Source organism: Shewanella vesiculosa (assembly GCF_009994065.1).
Classification (GTDB): Bacteria; Pseudomonadota; Gammaproteobacteria; order Enterobacterales; family Shewanellaceae; genus Shewanella; species Shewanella vesiculosa.
On sequence record NZ_JAACSD010000008.1, the window covers coordinates 57,162 to 76,396 of the forward strand.

A 19,235-nucleotide genomic window follows, 5' to 3' on the forward strand; every position below is an offset into this window, starting at 1 on the left:
AAATATGTCATTATCATCAACATACATTGATATAGGCTTTTATTATCATTAAAACTCATGGGTAAATGACTCGTCATAGCTTACAAAAAAACGGAATAAATATGGACCTTACTTTATTGGCAAGTTTAGCGGTTATTCACATAGTGGCATTGATGAGCCCTGGACCCGATTTCGCCATTATTGTAAAAATGGCCACACAACAAACGCGCTTAACCGCACTTTATTGTGCCTTAGGTATTGCGGTGGCCATCTTGATACATACCTTTCTATCTTTGATGGGGATCAGTGTGATGATCCAACAATCTCATATAGCGTTCTTGGCTTTACAACTCATTGGTAGCAGCTACTTAGCTTGGATGGGATATGGGGCGCTTAAATCAGCGATGACGAGTATTATCAGCAAACGCCGGACTGTAGACATCCCTTCAGTTCAGCAAAATCTCACCCAGGTGGCTGTAGTCTCGTCGTTAAAAGGGTTTAAGGTGGGTCTTTATACCAATCTACTCAACCCTAAAGCGCTGATCTTTTTTATTACTTTATTTTCAGTATTAATTACGCCACAAGTCAATCATTCAACCAAAATAGCCGCGACAGTATTATTGTTTGTGTTGTCATTAGCATGGTTTAGCTTGCTGGCATTAGTATTATCTAAACCTCGAGTTCAGCAGAAATTACTCGCAGCGAATACCATTATTGATTTACTGGTAGGGATTATTTTTATTGCCGTTGCGCTGACTATTGCAAGTAATATTATCCAACAAATTATCAGCTAATTGACATAGATATACTCATTTAAAGCGACCTGAGTTTTAAGCCTTATAAGTAATTCGTGGCCAAGATTAATCCGAGGATTAATCTTAAGGCTGCTTTAGCAAACCTGTATACGATGCCGAGGATAATGGAGTAATCGACGCGCTAAATAATCCACGGCAACATTTAAACCCGCAGTGAACACCAATAACAATAAGGCACCGCTAAAGCGGATTTCAGAAAAGTTACTGTCAACATAAAAGCCTAACGTCATCACGCCAAGCATACCCAAAATAGCCGTTTCACGAATAATCACTTCAAAACGATAAAACAGTAATCCCATAAAATGTGGATATAGCGTAGGCACAACCAAATAACTATATTGGTCAATTCTTGGCAGATATGTGAGCGGAACACTCACGTTGTCAGCTTGGCGCGCCATTAAAAATACCATAAGACCGGCATTGTGTAATGCTAGCGCGATAATAGCGGGTAACATAGAAGGACCCAGCAACATCATAAACACAAAAGCCAATAAATATTCTGGCAGTGAACGTAATATTAAATTAACCGCACGCATGAACAAGATGATCAGGTTTGGCATCATTAAACGCGTGTTTAGCGGCAACAATATCATGGTGAATAAGTGAGTTAATCCTAAGGCACAAAAAGCCAATACTAAAGTGGCAATCATTCCCGGAAACACTTGTTGGCTTATTAATTCATAAACCCAGTCAAACAACTTTGATAAATTATCTGAATCAAACCAGGTAAAAAAAGCCTGCCCTTGGAGCATTGGCGGTAAGATATCCACACTGATAAAGCGCCAAATAAGTTGCGAGTCAATCACAGGTATTGGTGGTAAAAAATACACCGCAAGCGGTAAATATAGCCACAGCAAAATCGGTTTAGCCCAAAAGCGTATGCTGCCAATTAATAACACAAATAAAATCAGTAATGCCCCACCTTGCTCATAACGCCCTTGACGAAAAGCGGATTCTAAATAAAAGCCTAATGTCGGCATACCAATAAAACCCAATACCGCACTACTGCGCAATGCACATTCAAAACGATAACGAATATAATCAATAATCTGTGGATACATGTGCATCCAACGTCCATAGATAAATGCCGATAACTTATCAGTACCTTTGGGCAGTGAAAACAGAGTATGGATAGGGGCTTGTTGTAATATATCCGCAAAAACTCGGGCAAATGTGGCAGCATAAGGTAGTGCAATGGCTAAGATACCGGTAATGGCTGATAGACCAAAGATCTGTAAAAATATCAGCGCCCAGAAAATCTCATGGATCGCGCGGATAAAGGCACACAATGCCGCAATTAAGGGATGTTGATACCACAAGGCTAATGGAAACCCCACTAGCAATCCAACCGTGATCCCAAGCAAGGCAAAACTGATAGTTTGCCACAGTGCATCAAACAGATTCTCTGTCGCAAAAAAATCGGGATGCACAAAACCCTGCCACATACGGCCGAGTTCGGACCAAGGATCGAGTGCTATCACTTCGGTATCGGCAAAAAACCAACACACAGATACCGTAACTAAAAGTAGTAAAGTGATTTTCTGCCAGTGGCCCACAAAAGCGCGTCCACGAAAAATCATGGCGTCAGACATAATAGAAAAGACAGTAACGGCACACAGATAGAGCTGTGATAAGCAATATAATGAGCTGCAGCGATGTGATCATATTCACGCCATAACCTGCTTTGGCATATCGGCCAAAGCATAATGCTGTGATAAACGGGCCAGAGATAACTTATCGGCGCCATCATCTAGCACCACTTTGCCCTCGCTAATCACGATAATGCGATCAAAATGCGCTAAGGCTAACTCAGCATCATGCAGCACACAAATCACACTTTGATGTGCTTGTTTAATCAAATTTAATAACCGTAAGCCCATTAATGGATCTAATGCAGAAAAGGGCTCATCACCCATAAAAATGGATTGCTGTTGAAATAATGCTCTGGCTAATGCGACACGTTGACGTTGTCCACCAGACAGCTCACTGACCTTTTGTGTTAATGGCATGGTGAGCTCTAACTGCTGACAAATAGCGGCTATTTGTTGTTGTGGCTTATTAAATGGCAATAATAAATTAGCCATATTGTACCAACGAGAGTAACGCGCTAATCCACCAATAAATACATTATGATATATCGACAAGTTATCAACCAACCCTTGTGCTTGAGAACACAAACAGGTTTGCTGAGCCAATTGTAGATATAGATGATGCAATAACGTGGTTTTACCCACGCCTGAAGGACCTAAAATAGCCACATGTTCATTGGGCTTAAATGACAAATTAACCTTAGATAAAACAATGTTCTGACTATAACCTAAATCAACATCAACCAAAGACAACATTAATCAAGCATTCCAATGGTTTTTGCGACGCGCTCAATCGGCTCATAGTCGTTATTATGGGCGGGTACAAATGACTCACGAGGGAAACTGGCTAATAAATCTTTATCCGTCATACCAATTAATGTTTTAGTCAGTTTTTCTTTAAAACCTGCACCAAAAGAGTCATCAACGCCAGCACGTACTGTCCATTGATAGTCAGGGTAGCTAGGACTTTCCCAAATAACTTTCACTTTACTGGTATCAACCTCGCCTTTTTCAACAGCAGTGTCCCACACTTTATAATTAACCGCGCCAACTTGGTATACACCCGCTTCGACTTGGCTAATGGTGCGGCTATGATCACCAGAGAAACCGATTCGTTTAAAAATCTGTTCGATCGGCTTACCTAAGTTTCGCTCAATAAAGAACTGCGGCATTAACCGTCCAGACGTTGAATCTTTAGAACCAAACGTAAAAGTATAATCGTTTAGTAGCGGGAAATTACTGGAAGGAACAATTTCAGTAGATTGATGGGCTATCAAATAACTCTTAAAGTACTGATCTTCAAAACCTTGAGCGATAGCTTCAGAACCAGGCACTAAGCGACGAGCCTGAACCCCAGATAAACCGCCAAACCAAGCAAGCTGAACTTGATTGTTACGGAACGCCGTTACCGCAGCTGAATAAGACTTTACTGGAATATATTTTACTTCCACGCCCAATTGCTCAGATAAATAATCAGCCACTTTATCAAATCGAGTACGAAGCTGACTTTCATCTTCATCAGGGATAGCAGTAAAGGTAAAGGTTGCACTTAATGCAAACGTCGAAAATAAACTTAAAAAGCTCGCTGCTAATAAATGTGTTAGTTTCATCTTAATCTTATAAGTTAGTCGGTTGTTAACGCTATTCTAACTTACCTGCTACTCGATTACATAGCCAAAGCGACTCAATATAAAAATGTGAGTAAAAACAAATAAAAAATATTAGTATTATTGTTATAAACTTAATTATATCGACACCCAAAGCCTATTTAATATTTAACCTAAAAGATTGATAAGGTAATACTAATCGAGCACATTTTACCTAAGGCAGCGGCGAAACAAGGATAAATTATGCGCATATTGGTTATTGAAGACGATCCTATTTTGTCACATCACTTACAGATTCAGTTATCTGCGCAAGGCAACCAAGTACAAGTCGCATTAACCGCAAAAGAGGGATTTTATCAAGCGACTAACTATCCGATAGATGCTGCTATTATTGATTTAGGTTTACCCGATCAAGACGGAATAAGCTTAATCAAAATGCTCCGTAGTGCCGATATCAAAGCCCCGATTCTCATTTTAACCGCACGACTCACGTGGCAAGACAAAGTAGAAGGGCTTAATGCTGGCGCCGATGACTATTTAGTTAAACCATTTCAAAAAGAAGAACTCATCGCTAGGCTAGACGCCATCGTACGCCGCAGCTGTGGTTTTGTGAGTTCAACTATTACCAGTGGGGCGCTGCAAATTGATATGGCAGCAAAAAACGTGACACTGAATCAAACACCATTAGACATCACGGCCTTTGAATACCTTATTTTGGAATACTTAATGCGCCATAGCCATGAAGTTATCGCTAAGCAGCGTTTACTTGATGTGGTATATGCAGACAAGGAAGGCGATCCCAATACCATTGAAGTAATAATCAGTAGATTAAGAAAAAAACTGGCTCAGGGCGGAATAGCAGAGGCGATTGTGACTCTTCGCGGTCAAGGATATAAATTTAATCACCCATGCGACTAATTCCCCGACCTCAAAAACGCCTGCTAACAAGAATGTTTGTTACTTCCTTGGCCATTATCACATTAGTGGGATTTGGTCTGGCTTGGTTAATTACCCTGCTCCATGCCCAAAACCGTTATAACCAAACCACCAGCGCGTTAATCGCTAAATTACCTATCATTGCTGCGGAGTTTCGCGAAAACAATTTAATCCCCATCACCCAAGCACGTGAAGGTGATGACGTTGATACGCAATATATTATGGCGACTTGTAATAGTGCTTATCACACTTTATGGCGTTCTGATTTCGCAATTAGCTTAAAATTGAATAACATCTGTGAAAAATATCTTCAAATAAAAGATGATTTACCGCCGTTTTATCTTAATTTTGACGCCCAGCAAAGCTACTTTGCTTATTTGCTCAGTATTGATGTTGAAGATCAAATGTATCATCTATTAATTTTAAAAGACGCGACGGCATTAAAAACGGAACTTAAACAATTTAACCGATTAACTTATTTTAGATTAGCCATCGTCATGGCTATTGCATTACTGCTGTTAGTCAGTGCAGCCTATTGGGGCATGCGGCCGTTAACACAATTAAAACAAGAACTATTACAACTACAACAAGGACATAAGAAAAGCCTTTCACAGGATTATCCCGTTGAATTACACGGTATTACGATGGCGTTAAATCAGCTTATGGACCAAACGGATCAACGTCAGACTCGCTATCAAAATGCAATGAATGATTTGGCTCATAGTTTAAAGACACGTCTTGCTGCCAGCATTGCCATCATTGACGATGACTCTTTAGATCGTCAGCAGCAACAGCAAAAGATACTAGAACAAATCAATGATATGGATCAGCTGGTGCAGTATCAGCTCAAACGCGCCATGTTAGGCCAGCAAGGCTTACGTCAACAACAAACAAAGGTCGCACCTATTGCCCAACAAGTGGCACAAATGCTTGATAAGATTTATCGGGACAAACACGTTATATTCACACTGCAAGTATCGGCGTCATTACACTTACCGCTCAGCAAAGGGGATGTAATGGAGTTATTGGGTAACTTAATGGAAAATGCGTTTCGCTTGTGTAGTAACAAGGTACAAGTTACCGCCCAGCATCTTGATGGCAACATGATTCAGCTTAGTGTCGAAGATGATGGCCCTGGGGTTGATGACGCCATTAAACAAAAAATCATTCAACGCGGAATGAGAGCCGATACCCAATCATCAGGACAAGGCATTGGTTTAGCAGTATGTCATGAAATCGTTAGCAGTTATGGTGGCACCATGACCATTACGACCAGTGAATTAGGCGGAGCAGCCTTTGTGATCCAGCTCTCCGCAACGACGTAATATCATTTAAACATAAGTACCTAAGCAAGCTATCAGGGCAGTAAATACAGCAACAACACGCTTTACTCGACAGTGATCACTAACTTAATGGCGCATAAAGCTGCTCTGCACGATTAAACATTGCCCAAGAAGTGGCAATATACTTGTCGTTGCTAATGGGCACATTACCACGATGACTGTGAGTAAAGCCGGCCGGTGCTATGACCATAGTGCCTTTTCTAGGACTTATTTTACGCTGCTGATAATAAAACTCCGTTTCACCGCCCTCTTCTACATCGTTAAGATAAAACATGTATAACACTACCCGATGAAGCGCCTCATTATGGCCATTTTGTGGAAATTGCTCTGAATGCCAATGCGGATAGCCACCGACACCTTGCTGATAGTGCTGCACGTTGATACTACCACTGCGGTACAAGTACTTAGTTAACGCTGCAGCCCTTGGCCGACCTAATGTTTCAAAATTATCAGGGGTCAGGGTTTGAGCTTGACCATTTTCATCAGCAACTTGCACTGACACGGCCCCCATTAGGGTTAATGAGTATTGGGTGAAATAATCACTAATGTGAGTAAATGTTGCCGCTAATAGCTCATTTTTCAATTCAGCTAAATCATCAAAAGCGTCTAACATTAAGTCACGACTGCGCTTTTTGTCGGTATCAATGCCAAAACCAGTATGACCAGGCCCCACACTCGGATGAGCATTAAATGCTGCCATTAAACGATCACATAGGTCATTACTTATCGCATTGGGATATACTTCAATAAAATCCATAGGGAGTAACTATTGTTAATAAATGTATAGTAGTATGCTGCCATGCCTATAAAGCATCTGTAAAGCGCAATGCACAACATACCTCTTTGTTCTTCAAAGTAACTATCGATTGAATATGAAAAAAAATCAAAAAATATCTGTAGATCAATTAGAAGTGGGTACTTTTATCCGCTTGCCTATTTCTTGGAAAGACCATCCTTTTTTGTTCAGCAGTTTTAAAATTAAAGACACAGTACAAATAGAGCTCATCAAAGGATTAGGGCTAAAGGATGTTTTTTTTGATCCTGATAAAAGCGACATTGAACCGGTAACATCTGACACGGCTGACGTTACAGCACCTGACCAGCAAACACTCGATGCACGTAAAGAGCAAATGCTCAGTCAAAAATCAGCGCAGATAGATGAACAACAAAAACTCAAACGCGATTTAAAGAAAACCGAACAACAATTTAATCGCTCAGTGTCGATGATGCATTCCATGGTCGCTAAAATCGGCAGCAGACCTCTTAACTCGGTTATCGAGGCCAAAGATCTCATTAGTAACATGACCACCATGCTACTCAACAGTGATAACTTAGCCTTGCATTTAATGGCCGATGCTAAAAATGATGAACATATTTACCATCATTCACTTAACGTCGCCATGCTGTGTATGCTGATGGCAAAAGAGCTGGGTTGGAATCGCCAAGAGGTAGAGACTATTGGTATGGGGGCGCTATTTCACGATATAGGTAAGCTCAAAATTCCAAGTAATATTCTCAATAAGCGGGTACCTCTGACCACACCAGAAGAAAACTTTATTAAACAACACCCTTTAATGAGCATTAACTTTCTTAAACTTGCAGATAATTTCCCGGAAGAGGCTAAACCATTAATTGCTAATCATCACGAATTTTTAGATGGGAGTGGTTATCCACAAGGCCTTAAAGCAGACAAGATAGACAAGTTGTCGCAATTGATCGCAGTGATCAATGAATATGACAATCTATGTAATGGTACTAATCAAATCAAACCTAAGCCGCCCAGTATCGCTTTAGGTTTATTATATAAAAATTATAAAAACAAACTAAATGCTGAGTATATTAGTAAACTAATCAAACTATTAGGTGTTTATCCTCCTGGAAGTATTATCGAGTTATCCAGTGGCCAATTTGCCTTGGTGATGTCAGTAAACTTACAACACTTATTGTGTCCCAATATTGTAGTATACGATCAGTTAGTACCCAAAGATTTAGCCCCTATCATTAGTTTACAACAAGAAGGACTCACTATTGTCCGCAGTTTACCTGCCGCCGCATTACCTGAGAAAATTCATAAATACCTAAATCCTCGAGAACAAATCAGCTTAGGTATCGGTCAAAGCTAGTCAGCTAAATGACACTGTTTTTGGGTTGTCGTCATGTCAATAATGATAAAATTCAACGACCTTATTCACAAATTGATACACCCTTGTTGAGAAACAAAAAAGCCATCAATTGGCAACAATTGATGGCTTTCTTATAGCGCAATTTGCGGTTATAACCAGCCTTTTCGTTTAAAGAAAAAGTAAGTTCCCGCTGCGCTGGCAAGCATTAATCCGACCGCCATGGGATAGCCAAATCGCCAATCGAGTTCAGGCATAATATGAAAATTCATCCCATAACTACTGGCAATGAGCGTGGGAGGTAAAAAAACCACCGCCGATACCGAAAATATCTTAATAATTTTGTTTTGTTGCAAGCCACTGAATCCCATCGCTGCATCAAGCAAGAATTGTAACTTATCGAAAATAAATTGGCTGTGTGGCATCAATGATTCAATATCCGATAACATCTCTCGAATATCCTTCAAGTTTTCATCCGACAAACGATCACGATAATAACGTTGCATATAACGCAAGGAGCGCTGGGTATCCAATAAACTTAATCGAATTTTACCGTTAGAGTCTTCTTGCAAGGTGATCAGTTTAAATACGTCATCAAGCTCTTCGTCATTAAACACTTGCTCGCTGACATTTTCTAATACACTGTAAACATCTTCAATTAAGTCAGATAGATAATCTACTTTCAGGGTAAATAACTCTAATAATAACCCTTGTGGGGTGGTAATATCTAAACGACCTAAACGCAAATAGTTACGCAATAAACGGATAAGACCAACGTCTTCCTCACGCATTGTCAGTAAAAAATTTTCACGTAAGTTGAATGACACGTTCACTGCACGCACATCTGAACTCACCCGTTGAGGAAACAACGAGTTAATATGTAAACCATCTTGGTTTTGATAAAAACGTGCTGATGCCTCAATTTCTTTAATATCTTCTTCGTCGGGCACTTCTTCAGCTGAAAACAAGCTCAACCACTGACGTTCTTCGTCATCGGGTTTCAATAAATCTAACCATAAGGTCGACTCGGGCACTTTATCGCCCACTTTCAATTCGGTGGTGATTAACTCTCTATTTTGATAGGCGTATGCAGTAATCATCGCTCCCCCAAAGTTCATTAGGCTATAAAGCACAACAAACAAAAAACACTCAAAAAGTGGCGCTAGTTTACTCAACTACAAATGAATGAAAAGTAAAATATTCAACTGCGCCAAAGATCGTACCAGCGACATCATTCGTGAAATAAGACATGAGATAAGTCTAGACTAGACTGTGCTGAATTAAGCGCCACTTAGGCTATTTAATTATCTGGATACTGAGGTAAAGAATGGCTATTTTCATCATTAATATTCGCGCCAACGATCACGATATTCAACATAACATTCCCATAAAAAACCAATGTGTAAAATCACATAAAGTGACTTCAGCGGCTAACTCACAACAGCATAACACGCGCTAAACCTTAATTAGTGTTTTCAGCAGATATAAAAAAGCGCCCAGATAGGACGCTATAACAACACACTACCCAGATTGAGTTAGCTCAGCTTGTGTTCAGCTTAAGTTACTCACCTTTTAAACGACGATCCAATTGATCTTTCAAATTGGCCGGCACACCTTTTATCAAAATGGTGTCAGAAATAGGATCATAAATAACCCGTTCACCTAAATGGCCGCCATCAAAACTCAATGTTACTCCGCCGCCAGTGCCTGAAAACTTCTTCAAACTGCGTAAACTGGCTTTATCTGCCGGAAACTCATCATCCAACTCATAACTGCCACCACAGGCGAAATCATAAAATGAATCCATGCCGGAATCAGCTAACTCGTCAGCTAAATCTTTAACTTCAATCACATCACCAGAGCCCGCGCGCTCAGAACAATAGTCAAAGACCTTGTTACGGCACTCTTGACGTTCATCTTTGGTTAACTCACTGCCCGCAACAAAGTCTTCAACCGCATGGATCAAGGTTTTGTTTTGCGCTTTGATGTTAACCCCTTCAACACAGCCCATAAAATCTAAAAAGAAGTCGGCAACTTTACGGCCCGCACGACCACGAATAAACGAAATATATTTACGCGAGCTTTTATCGGCCTGCCACTCAGTTAAATCAATGCGGGCGGCCAGTTGAATATTGTTTAAATCTAAGTGATTATTTTGCGACAATTCCATGTCATCTAAGACAGTCATCGACGACTTAGCGCTTAATAACGCCACAAATAAATAGTCGCTTGTCATACTGGTATAGCAAGACATCAATAAAAATCCGCCTTGGCTAAAGTCGTACTTAGACAATTCTTGCTGCAATAGTTGGCTTGCTTGGCCGCTAAATTCTACAAAACCTAAATCGCCTTTGCGATAGCCTGTCAGAGCATCAGAAAATGCACTATTGGCTTCGCCATCATCGTCATGGGTACCAAAAAAGCCAAAACCTTTTCCCGCTTTGCCCGAATAGGTCTGATGTAACTCTTCTAACATGGTTTCAACGGCGTGAGTATTCAACAACGGTTGCGGGCGTAAACGACAACGCATTTGCCCCTGACTGTCTTGAGATATTTCGTGAATAATTGCTTGCTCAATACTAATGCCCATAAGCCTTGTTAATCCTAGTCAGTCACAGATGATAATTTTAAAAAGAATGATATCAGACCAACCGTATAAATCGAACAAGGGTTTACGATATTCCTCACATAGAGCGAATAAAACTTGAGGCGAGCGCCGGCTAAATCCGTTATTATGTGCAGCTAATTCATTCTTTATTGAAGTTTTCTGACTATGGCAATTCAATCTAAATACACAAACACTCAAGTTGAGGCACTTATCAGTGAGCTGCTTGCTGTGCTAGCAAAGCATCAAGCACCTACCGATTTAAGCCTGATGGTACTAGGTAACTGCGTGACCCATTTACTCGACAAAAAAGTCCCAAATGAGTCTCGTCAAAAAGTAGCAGAGCAATTTGCCAAAGCTTTAACACAGTCGATTAAGTAACGACTAAATAAAATTTATCACGAATGCTAACAATCAGTTACACTGAAAAAAAGCCGTGATAATAACGTAGGAATACGAGTTAACATGATCGAGCGCAAAAAGCAGCAAATGACGCGTGATAAAGTGTCACGCTTAGTTAATTGGGGTCACTGGTTTGCCTTCTTTAATGGCATATTGGCGATGTTAATTGGCGCTCGGTATATCGGCAGTGTCGGCTATCCAGAATCCATTATTGGCTGGGCATATCTTACTATCAGTACCATTGGCCATTTTACTTTTTTGGCTTTTATCGGTTACTTAGTTTTTATCTTCCCGATTACCTTACTCCTACCTTACTCTAAAATTTTACGCGGTTTTGCTGCATTTATTGCCTCAATTGGATTATATGCCCTACTGTATGACACCATTATTTATGACGACTATGGTATTCATTTAAGTCCTTTTGCCTTTGATTTAGCTTGGCAAGACCTCAACGCGCTATTGCACAGTACCTCATACATAGTCACCCCTATCGTCATTGTGATTGTTGAACTTACCGCGGCCAATTATTTGTGGAAACGCATCGACAAAATCCAGAAAAAACAATGGGGTAATAAAGTGGTATTGTTTGTCGGAATTTGTTTCGTCAGCAGCCATTTATTTCATATTTGGGCCGATGCCACTAACATGACTGAAGTCACTCGTTTTGATGACGCTTATCCAGTGTCATACCCAGCAACAGCGCGATCGTTTATGGAAAATCACGGCATTGACAGCAGCATGCAGTCAACAGAATCACGCAACACTAAATCGCGAAAGTTAAGCTACCCCATCAATCCGATGCAATGCAGTGCTGATAGCCAACCTAATATTATGCTGATCACCATAGACAGCCTTCGAGCAGACATGGTCGATAACGTCACTATGCCGTTTTTAAGCCAATATCGAATCCAAAATCAGCGTTTTACGAATCACTATGCTGGTGGTTCTGACTTTGAAACCAGTATGTTTACTCTCATGTATGGTCTACAAGGTAATTATAGTGACCGCAAAGAGTTTGACAGTACTAGCCCAATCTTAACCAACATCCTTAAGCAGCAAGGTTATCAATTAGCCATGTTTGCCCCCGAAAATGAACAATACGCTGCCAATAGCGCAATGTTTAACGGCATGACCATGCACATCAGCGAAAGTCAAAATGGCAGTGCAGATGCCGACATCAATACCATTAGCACAGTCAATCAATGGCAACAGAATCAAACACAACCTTGGTTCAGCTTAGTCAATCTGACTGCACCGAAAGACTACGATACTCCTGTTGGTTTTTTAGGCGTGCAAACCGTGAAACCGCAAATGCCATTAAAGCCAGCACAGAAAGTATTGTTTAACCAATATCGTCAGTCGCTTAACTTTATTGACCAGCAACTCGCTACGCTACTCAATAATGTCAGTGATGACACTGTGGTGCTTATTACCGGCACATACGGTCAAGTCTTCACCAGTAACGCCAGTGATGCACGCAGCGATTTATCACCCGGTAACGTTAAAGTGCCACTGATCATTCATTGGCCAAACAGCAGTGGTAATAAAGTCAATTACCGCACTAGCCATTATGGTATAGCACCAACCTTGCTAAGCCATGTCTTAGGCTGCACAAACCCAAGTACTGATTACAGCTCGGGACGAAGCTTGCTAGAGCCTAATAATGAAACCTGGGTCTACATAGGAGATAGTCGCCGTTTTGCTATCTATCAAAAATCTGAAATTACCGTGCTGGATCGCTTCGGCAAGTACCGTATCTATGATTTGGACTACAAAAAACGCTTAGATAAAAAAATGAGTGCACCAGAACTCATCCAAGTGATGCGCGAAGGTAGAAGGCTATACAACCAATAAACCAACCAAAGTACCATTCATTGGTGTAAGTTATGCTTAAAAAGTGCTGAAGGTAATACAATAAATGTTCCCTTCAGCTTCTAAGTCAATATCGACCTATATTCATGATCAACGCTTATGCAAAAGGCTATATTCTGGCCGCTTATCCAATATTCGTTATCGTAATTGGGCAGTTTATAGTCAATCGATAAATAGCGCTTAACTAACTGCTTGCACTCGTTAATTACTGTTGATAAAGTGCTTATCCGCTTAGTGAACTCAGCTGAGTTACCCCAAAGCCATTAGGCGAACTAAGTGATACTTTACCAACCAGCTTGATACTAACTATTGACCGCTAGTGTGATAAAGTACTAAAAAACTCGGTATGTAGCGCAGCCCGGTAGCGCACTGTCATGGGGTGTCAGGGGTCGGAGGTTCGAATCCTCTCATACCGACCAAATCAGATGTTTTATTCCGATATATTATCGAAATTGACCTAAACAAAACCCCGTTTCAGCAACACTGAAACGGGGTTTTGTTTTTCTAGTTTGTGTTGAGCAATCCAGTTAATTCTTTTATAGCCTTTAGCCTGCGACACAGTAGACTTCGCCACATAAAAACCAAACACTAAATCACTGCCCCATAGTTCTGGCAACATTGTTAAAAACGAAATGGTCGCTATGGAGATTGATCAAATTGTTAGCTTAGTTTGAACATTATTACTTTTGTGCCAGTAATAAGCGCTGACACAGTTTGACAAAGTCTGAAGATGTAACGATACCAAGAACATTATTTTGCTCATCAACCACCGGCAAGCAACCCAGTTTATTATCAATAAAATATTGTACGACTATAGTCAGAGGTTCATCTAAGCCTAACTTTTGTACTTTCGTGTCCATAATATCGGCAATTGGAGTATATCGCTCTTTTCTGTCTAACGCTCCTTGACCATATTTATTAAGCATACTCAACACACTGGCGATCATCTTTTTGTGAGTCAACATGCCGATGAGTTGTCCATTTTGCTCAGAAATAACCGGTAAATGACGCACATTACGGCTTTGCATCAATTGGTGAGCATCTTTAAGGCTAGCTTCATGACTAATGCACACCGGATTTGGGGTCATAATGTCGCATACTTTCATGGTATTACTCCTTTACAGCTGTCATAACATAATTCACTCCGAATGAAGACTATATCGAATATAGAATGCCGCTGGTAGCAAAATAAATAGGCATAACAGTAACCTTCATATCGACATTGAGCCAGAGACTAAATAGCCTTAAGCAACTCCTCTTAAAGGACTCAATGCTTTATACAATTGATTAATTTTTATGGTATATGTCTAGCAATACCATATCCTTAGGCTAAGTGATATCCCATTTCTTTGAGCATTCCGCGGTGATCTAGAGCTCCCGCGTCCCTTTACACCTAAAAATACTTTCGTGATACTCACAAATAAGTCTTCTTGATGCCTAAGAGTAAATACCAAAGCATTATCATCAGAAGTATTCATCCGTCGTATGTCTGTTTATAAGAAAGTGAGTTATTTAATGCAATATAAAAATCAGCCACACGGATCGTTTCATAAAAGAACTGACTGCCTATAAACTCAATATCAATGCTGACTTTTACGTCATATAAGCCACGACATAAAGCTTGTGGGCCTTTTTCTGTAATTTACAAAATTGAATGGCATGAATTGAACTTTCACACACATTTTTCTGCAGCATCTGCATGACAAGGTGCGACGATTAAAAGCAGTAACATTAGTACCTGTATTGATATTCACTGCACAACGAAATAATGTCGTATTTCAACCTTCATTTTAATCCTACAAAGACCAATGTACTGAGTCATGTCCTGCTTAAATTGCTTTACAATATTGCACTGAGAAGCCGTAAAGAGATGGTTTCTAACCTTAGTTAATATTCACTATAACTGCCAATACGTTGATTATCAGCGTGACTTTCGGCATATGTACTGCAGATGATAATTCAGAATAATAAAAGATTGATAGCACCCTTTATATCAGCAGTCGTCGGCATTAAGCTTAGCTCCATTTCCACATAGTAACTTTATCACTTCAGTATGACCCTGCTGCCTGGCACGCATCACAATGGACAACCCTTTACCATCAAGAGCATTAATATCTGCCCCTTTGGCTAATAAAAACTCCATTACAGCAATATGTTGCTTATTCGCGGCATAGATCAATGCAGAAAAATGCTTATTATCATACTGATTAACCTCTGCACCATGAAAGATAAGTTGTTGCACAGTATTGAGTTGACCTTGTTCTGCCGCAGCCATTAATGGCCGAAAATTATCATTGTTTTTTCCATTAACATTGACTCGGTTATCTAACAAAAGATTAATCGATTCCAGATCATTATGCTCGATGGCAAGTAGCAAGGGGGTCATCTTACTTTCATCGCTTTCTATTTCAGTCGCGGCGCCATGAGATAATAATAAACGGACCATTGCTATATTGTGTGTTCCAATGGCATACAACAAAGGAGATGTTCCAGCATTATCTTGAGTATTAATGTCGGCTCCGTAGCTGAGCAATATCGTCACGATATTTATATCTGAACGATTTGCCGCCCAGTTCAGCGCTGTATGCCCTGTTTTATCTTTTATATTTACGCTCGCCCCTTGCTTAAGCAGAGTATTAACGACGTCGGTATGCCCACTCAACGCCGCGAGCATTAAGGCTGTACGCCCTATTCTGTCTTTTGCTCTGGCATCAGGACTTGCTCCCTCTTTAAGAAGTTTATTCACCGCTTGCACATCGCCAAAAGCGGCTGCATGAAGTAATGCTCTGCGTTGCTCGTGAGAGGGTTTTAGGGGTTTAGCATTATTATCCTGAGCATCAATCAATGACGGATTATGTTGCAAATCATTGCTTTGGTCTAATCGTTTGGGGTCAGCTTGGCTTGCTGAAGAGCGGGGTGGATTAGCATATTGTTGATGCTGAAAGTAAGCAGAACCTCCCTGTTGTCGATATTCAGGATAACCAACATTAGCACTATTTATATGCTGTTCATCTATGATTGGTGATTGTTTTAATGGGCTATCCTTAGCTTGTTCTTCTGATGTTGTTTCCTTTCCACCACGATAATTAGCTTCACCTTTACCTAGCTTAGGCATATTTTTCTGGTAATCGTGGCCCATTGCCGGTTTTTTAGCACTTTGTTTAGCTGTTGGGGTGACTGTTGTTTGAACTAATTTAGTTGACTTTATTATTACTTGTGATGGGTTCGTGCTTGTTTCAGCAGGCGTAGCTGAAGTAACAGGTGTCTCTAGTTGGGTTGGATCACGATTATCTTCAGCTGACAAAGTGATAATTGCCGAAGATAAAATAATAATCGCAATGAAGACAATTTGTATAATGCGCATCTGCTATTCCTATCCTTTCGGTCTATAAAAACGGCTAATAACAGTTTATGTTTAGCTTGTGTGAAAAGGAGAGAACAGCGCTTCCCCCCTTTGATTCACCAGTCAATCCTTAATTAAAATCTACGGATTTTGGTTATTGCAGTACCAGTATTGTTATCATTATTAAGATCGCCTTCGGCAAACACTGTCGCCGTCCAGATAATTTTCTCGTTTTTTAGGATATTGACTGGCCAGCTGAAGTTTAAAGATGTAGCAGCCCCGCCAGCTAAGTCACTAAAAGCCAAGCTAGGCAGGTGAATAACCAATCCTCTATTGGTTACGCCACTCACACTTACCTCGCCACTAACACTACTCTCTTTCAGATTGGCCACTTCGACAACCATAGCCACAGTGTCACCAAACTTAGCTTGTGCTGATGCAGCAAAGGCCGTCAATGCGACATCTACCTCAGTATTCACCACAGGTACTTCACCCTCATATTCGATGATAAGCTGCGCGTTATATAAAGCCGTCGATTTACTATCGCCTTTAATATAGACCGCAAGATCAAAGTCCGACGTCATCGGCAAACCATTGCTGGTGACAGGCGGTTCACCTGAGTCAGAAACAATTGTGACATACTCATTTGCAGTTACATCTACCCAGCCTTTACTCGTTGCGAGTGGAGAGGTTTCGCCCTCAGCCCAATCGAGTAAATTGATCACTGTTGTTGTCGGTATACCCACAGTATATTTCACGTTATCTTTGGCAAAAGGCGGCGCACTACATTCAATCAAGGGGATTTCCATTCCAGGAAGGTCTTGACCAAACTTATTAGGTTTAAGTCTCCAGCGTGGCCCAGAAACCAGCTCCCCAAGCGAAGCATCGGGCAAAGCACTACCGATGAAGTCCTGAATATTTGGATCTGGATTTGTATCATAAGACCATTCAAATGGGTCTCGATTAAGGGTGGTATAGTAGGCGTTAGAATAACCACCAACAAGATCCGATGAGAAGGCATAAGGATGATCGGAGGGTTCTGAACCAGGAGAAGCTGCAGGGTCTAGCGCTTTAGGGGAATTTTTTAGTACGGTACCGATTCCGATAAAAGACGGTTCTAAAGACCCTTCATCAGTATCAATTATGTCACTATCGCCTTCATAACAAGGAACAGTACTTTTCCAAATAGCAGTGTCACCTTCACCTTCAATTCTATAAGATGGTTTACGACCTGTTGCCGCCTCATTTTCCAAGTCTTCAGGACGAAGTTGGTCATTAGGATTATTAGTGATCCAATGATTAACCACCAACTCTGCTCGAGTAACCACAAAGTTTGCTGCTGGATCTTTCCATTCTGCTGGCAATGCCAGCTGAGCATACATGCGAATATCATTAGGCCGTTTATGTATTCCTCCCCAACCATAAAGTGGCTTACCATCATCTTTAAGCTGTATAGAATAATCAGTACTTAAGGCAATATTATCTAACATATTGGTCTTATCATTAGGGAACATCTGACAGCCAATTGGATCATTATCTGCCACACAAGGTGTTGCCTTGATCAAGCGTTCATATGCTTTCCCACCGACTAAAACTTGGACATTATCATCCAGTGGTGCATTTGCACAGTCAAACGAGAGACTGCCGTCTGGTGTTGATAAAATTGCTTGGGTACCATCTGGACTGGCAAAAAAGTATGGGATGGTTTCATAACAACTAAGGGCATGCTCCATAACGGTATAATGTTCCGTTTCACATTTTACCGAGGTGCCACCTAACCCTTGACACCAAGTACCTAATGGAGGTTTCACCTTATATTTTTCGGTGGCAGCATTAGCAACTTGAATACCGATAATCTCTCCTCCATCGAGAATATTACCAACGAATCCTTCTAGGTAGTCACCATTGCGCGCTTTGGGTTGGGCGCCAAGAAAATCTACAACGTAAAATCCAAATTCACTATCGACGGGATATAACATCACCCCCGACTTATCAAGAAATGGAAGATTATCACTAGGACAACTGATTTCTCCAATATCACAAATAATTGATGGATCTTCAGAGAAAGTCACACCATTAAGTCCCCCCAGAACATCCTTAACTGAAAAAACGTGCACTGGCGATTCATAAGCCGTAGCACTCCCTATTGAGGCAAGCAATGCTATAGAAATAGCAAGGGCAAGCGGTTTTTTATTAAAATATTTAACAAATAACATAACAACCTCCTGTAATTATTTTGGGATTAAATTAATCAACCATAACAACCTCCTATATTTTATTTTTATGTAACTAAGTTGGGGCGGTATTAAAACTCGACAAGGTTTATGCACTCTGTAAACCTTGTTCGCCAGTCGATCCAACAGTCAAAACCTTAAACAACCGGCACCGACATATAACATTTAAACCACCTTTTTATTACCAAAAAGAAACCTATTAAACATACCGTTAACCATACAAAAAATGTGGAAATATTCAAGAGGGTAAAATAGCCCTTAATCCATCAAAATGCGCTTTTTGACTTGAAAAATATTTAATTTCAATTAATTAAAAAATACGGGGTCAGATCAATAAAAAGTGATATTTTTGACTATGCTGATCAAGGAGTTGGCGTTCTCATTCTTTCG

Annotated in this window: 15 protein-coding genes and 1 tRNA gene; 7 read left to right on the plus strand and 9 right to left on the minus strand. The window is 40.5% G+C overall.

Annotated features, from left to right (window positions below; translation table 11 throughout):
* The first annotated feature begins 101 nt into the window (after positions 1-101).
* The gene (locus GW828_RS10125) at positions 102-773 is read left to right on the plus strand and encodes a LysE family translocator (protein ID WP_273057412.1); all 672 of its coding nucleotides are present in this window, start codon (positions 102-104) and stop codon (positions 771-773) included.
* Positions 774-868: 95 nt separating this feature from the next.
* On the opposite strand, the gene GW828_RS10130 is transcribed toward GW828_RS10125, so the two are convergent.
* From GW828_RS10130 to GW828_RS10140, 3 genes are all read right to left on the minus strand, one after another.
* On the minus strand, positions 869-2,374 hold the full coding sequence (locus tag GW828_RS10130; RefSeq protein WP_273057414.1) for a PhnE/PtxC family ABC transporter permease: 1,506 nt from the start codon (positions 2,372-2,374) through the stop codon (positions 869-871).
* Between the two features lie 87 nt (positions 2,375-2,461).
* Positions 2,462-3,139 (minus strand): ATP-binding cassette domain-containing protein, encoded by a 678-nt coding sequence (locus GW828_RS10135; RefSeq protein ID WP_182696980.1) that lies wholly within the window; start codon positions 3,137-3,139, stop codon positions 2,462-2,464.
* Positions 3,139-3,993: a putative selenate ABC transporter substrate-binding protein gene (locus GW828_RS10140; protein ID WP_182696981.1), complete on the minus strand. Its 855-nt coding sequence runs from the start codon at positions 3,991-3,993 to the stop codon at positions 3,139-3,141. Before GW828_RS10140 ends, GW828_RS10135 begins: the two co-directional genes overlap by 1 nt.
* Positions 3,994-4,233: 240 nt before the next feature.
* Here GW828_RS10140 and GW828_RS10145 point away from each other — a divergent pair, with 240 nt between their 5' ends.
* Complete coding sequence (locus tag GW828_RS10145) at positions 4,234-4,908, plus strand: response regulator (RefSeq protein WP_273057417.1); 675 nt, start codon at positions 4,234-4,236, stop codon at positions 4,906-4,908.
* The gene (locus tag GW828_RS10150) at positions 4,899-6,251 is read left to right on the plus strand and encodes an ATP-binding protein (protein WP_273057419.1); all 1,353 of its coding nucleotides are present in this window, start codon (positions 4,899-4,901) and stop codon (positions 6,249-6,251) included. The genes GW828_RS10145 and GW828_RS10150 overlap by 10 nt, the downstream gene beginning before the upstream one ends.
* Positions 6,252-6,330: 79 nt before the next feature.
* Here GW828_RS10150 and GW828_RS10155 read toward each other — a convergent pair whose 3' ends face one another.
* Positions 6,331-7,026, minus strand: a complete 696-nt coding sequence (locus tag GW828_RS10155; RefSeq protein WP_124016479.1) for a 2OG-Fe(II) oxygenase — start codon at positions 7,024-7,026, stop codon at positions 6,331-6,333.
* 115 nt (positions 7,027-7,141) lie between these two features.
* On the opposite strand from GW828_RS10155, the gene GW828_RS10160 reads away from it, so the two are divergent.
* A complete protein-coding gene (locus GW828_RS10160) occupies positions 7,142-8,392 on the plus strand; it encodes a cyclic di-GMP phosphodiesterase (protein ID WP_273057421.1) in 1,251 nt (416 codons plus the stop codon).
* Positions 8,393-8,541: 149 nt separating this feature from the next.
* Here the strand turns inward: GW828_RS10160 and corA are convergent, their stop codons facing one another.
* Both corA and yejK read right to left on the minus strand, forming a co-directional pair.
* Positions 8,542-9,489 carry a magnesium/cobalt transporter CorA gene (corA, locus tag GW828_RS10165; protein WP_124016477.1) on the minus strand — a complete coding sequence of 316 codons (948 nt, stop codon included), beginning with the start codon at positions 9,487-9,489 and terminating at the stop codon, positions 8,542-8,544.
* A 461-nt stretch (positions 9,490-9,950) separates the two neighbouring features.
* Complete coding sequence (gene yejK, locus GW828_RS10170) at positions 9,951-10,979, minus strand: nucleoid-associated protein YejK (RefSeq protein WP_124016476.1); 1,029 nt, start codon at positions 10,977-10,979, stop codon at positions 9,951-9,953.
* Between the two features lie 183 nt (positions 10,980-11,162).
* Between yejK and GW828_RS10175 the strand changes: the two genes are divergently transcribed.
* The 3 genes from GW828_RS10175 (at position 11,163) to GW828_RS10185 (ending at position 13,687) form a co-directional block, all read left to right on the plus strand.
* Positions 11,163-11,375 carry a YejL family protein gene (locus GW828_RS10175; RefSeq protein ID WP_124016475.1) on the plus strand — a complete coding sequence of 71 codons (213 nt, stop codon included), beginning with the start codon at positions 11,163-11,165 and terminating at the stop codon, positions 11,373-11,375.
* A gap of 84 nt (positions 11,376-11,459) precedes the next feature.
* Positions 11,460-13,250: a DUF3413 domain-containing protein gene (locus GW828_RS10180; RefSeq protein WP_273057425.1), complete on the plus strand. Its 1,791-nt coding sequence runs from the start codon at positions 11,460-11,462 to the stop codon at positions 13,248-13,250.
* Positions 13,251-13,610: 360 nt separating this feature from the next.
* A tRNA-Pro gene (locus GW828_RS10185) sits at positions 13,611-13,687 on the plus strand.
* Positions 13,688-13,948: 261 nt separating this feature from the next.
* Here GW828_RS10185 and GW828_RS10190 read toward each other — a convergent pair.
* The 3 genes from GW828_RS10190 to GW828_RS10200 form a co-directional block, all read right to left on the minus strand.
* On the minus strand, positions 13,949-14,374 hold the full coding sequence (locus tag GW828_RS10190) for a CBS domain-containing protein (protein ID WP_124016473.1): 426 nt from the start codon (positions 14,372-14,374) through the stop codon (positions 13,949-13,951).
* Positions 14,375-15,261: 887 nt separating this feature from the next.
* Complete coding sequence (locus tag GW828_RS10195) at positions 15,262-16,632, minus strand: ankyrin repeat domain-containing protein (protein WP_273057427.1); 1,371 nt, start codon at positions 16,630-16,632, stop codon at positions 15,262-15,264.
* Between the two features lie 113 nt (positions 16,633-16,745).
* On the minus strand, positions 16,746-18,728 hold the full coding sequence (locus GW828_RS10200) for a hypothetical protein (RefSeq protein WP_273057429.1): 1,983 nt from the start codon (positions 18,726-18,728) through the stop codon (positions 16,746-16,748).
* Positions 18,729-19,235: the final 507 nt, after the last annotated feature.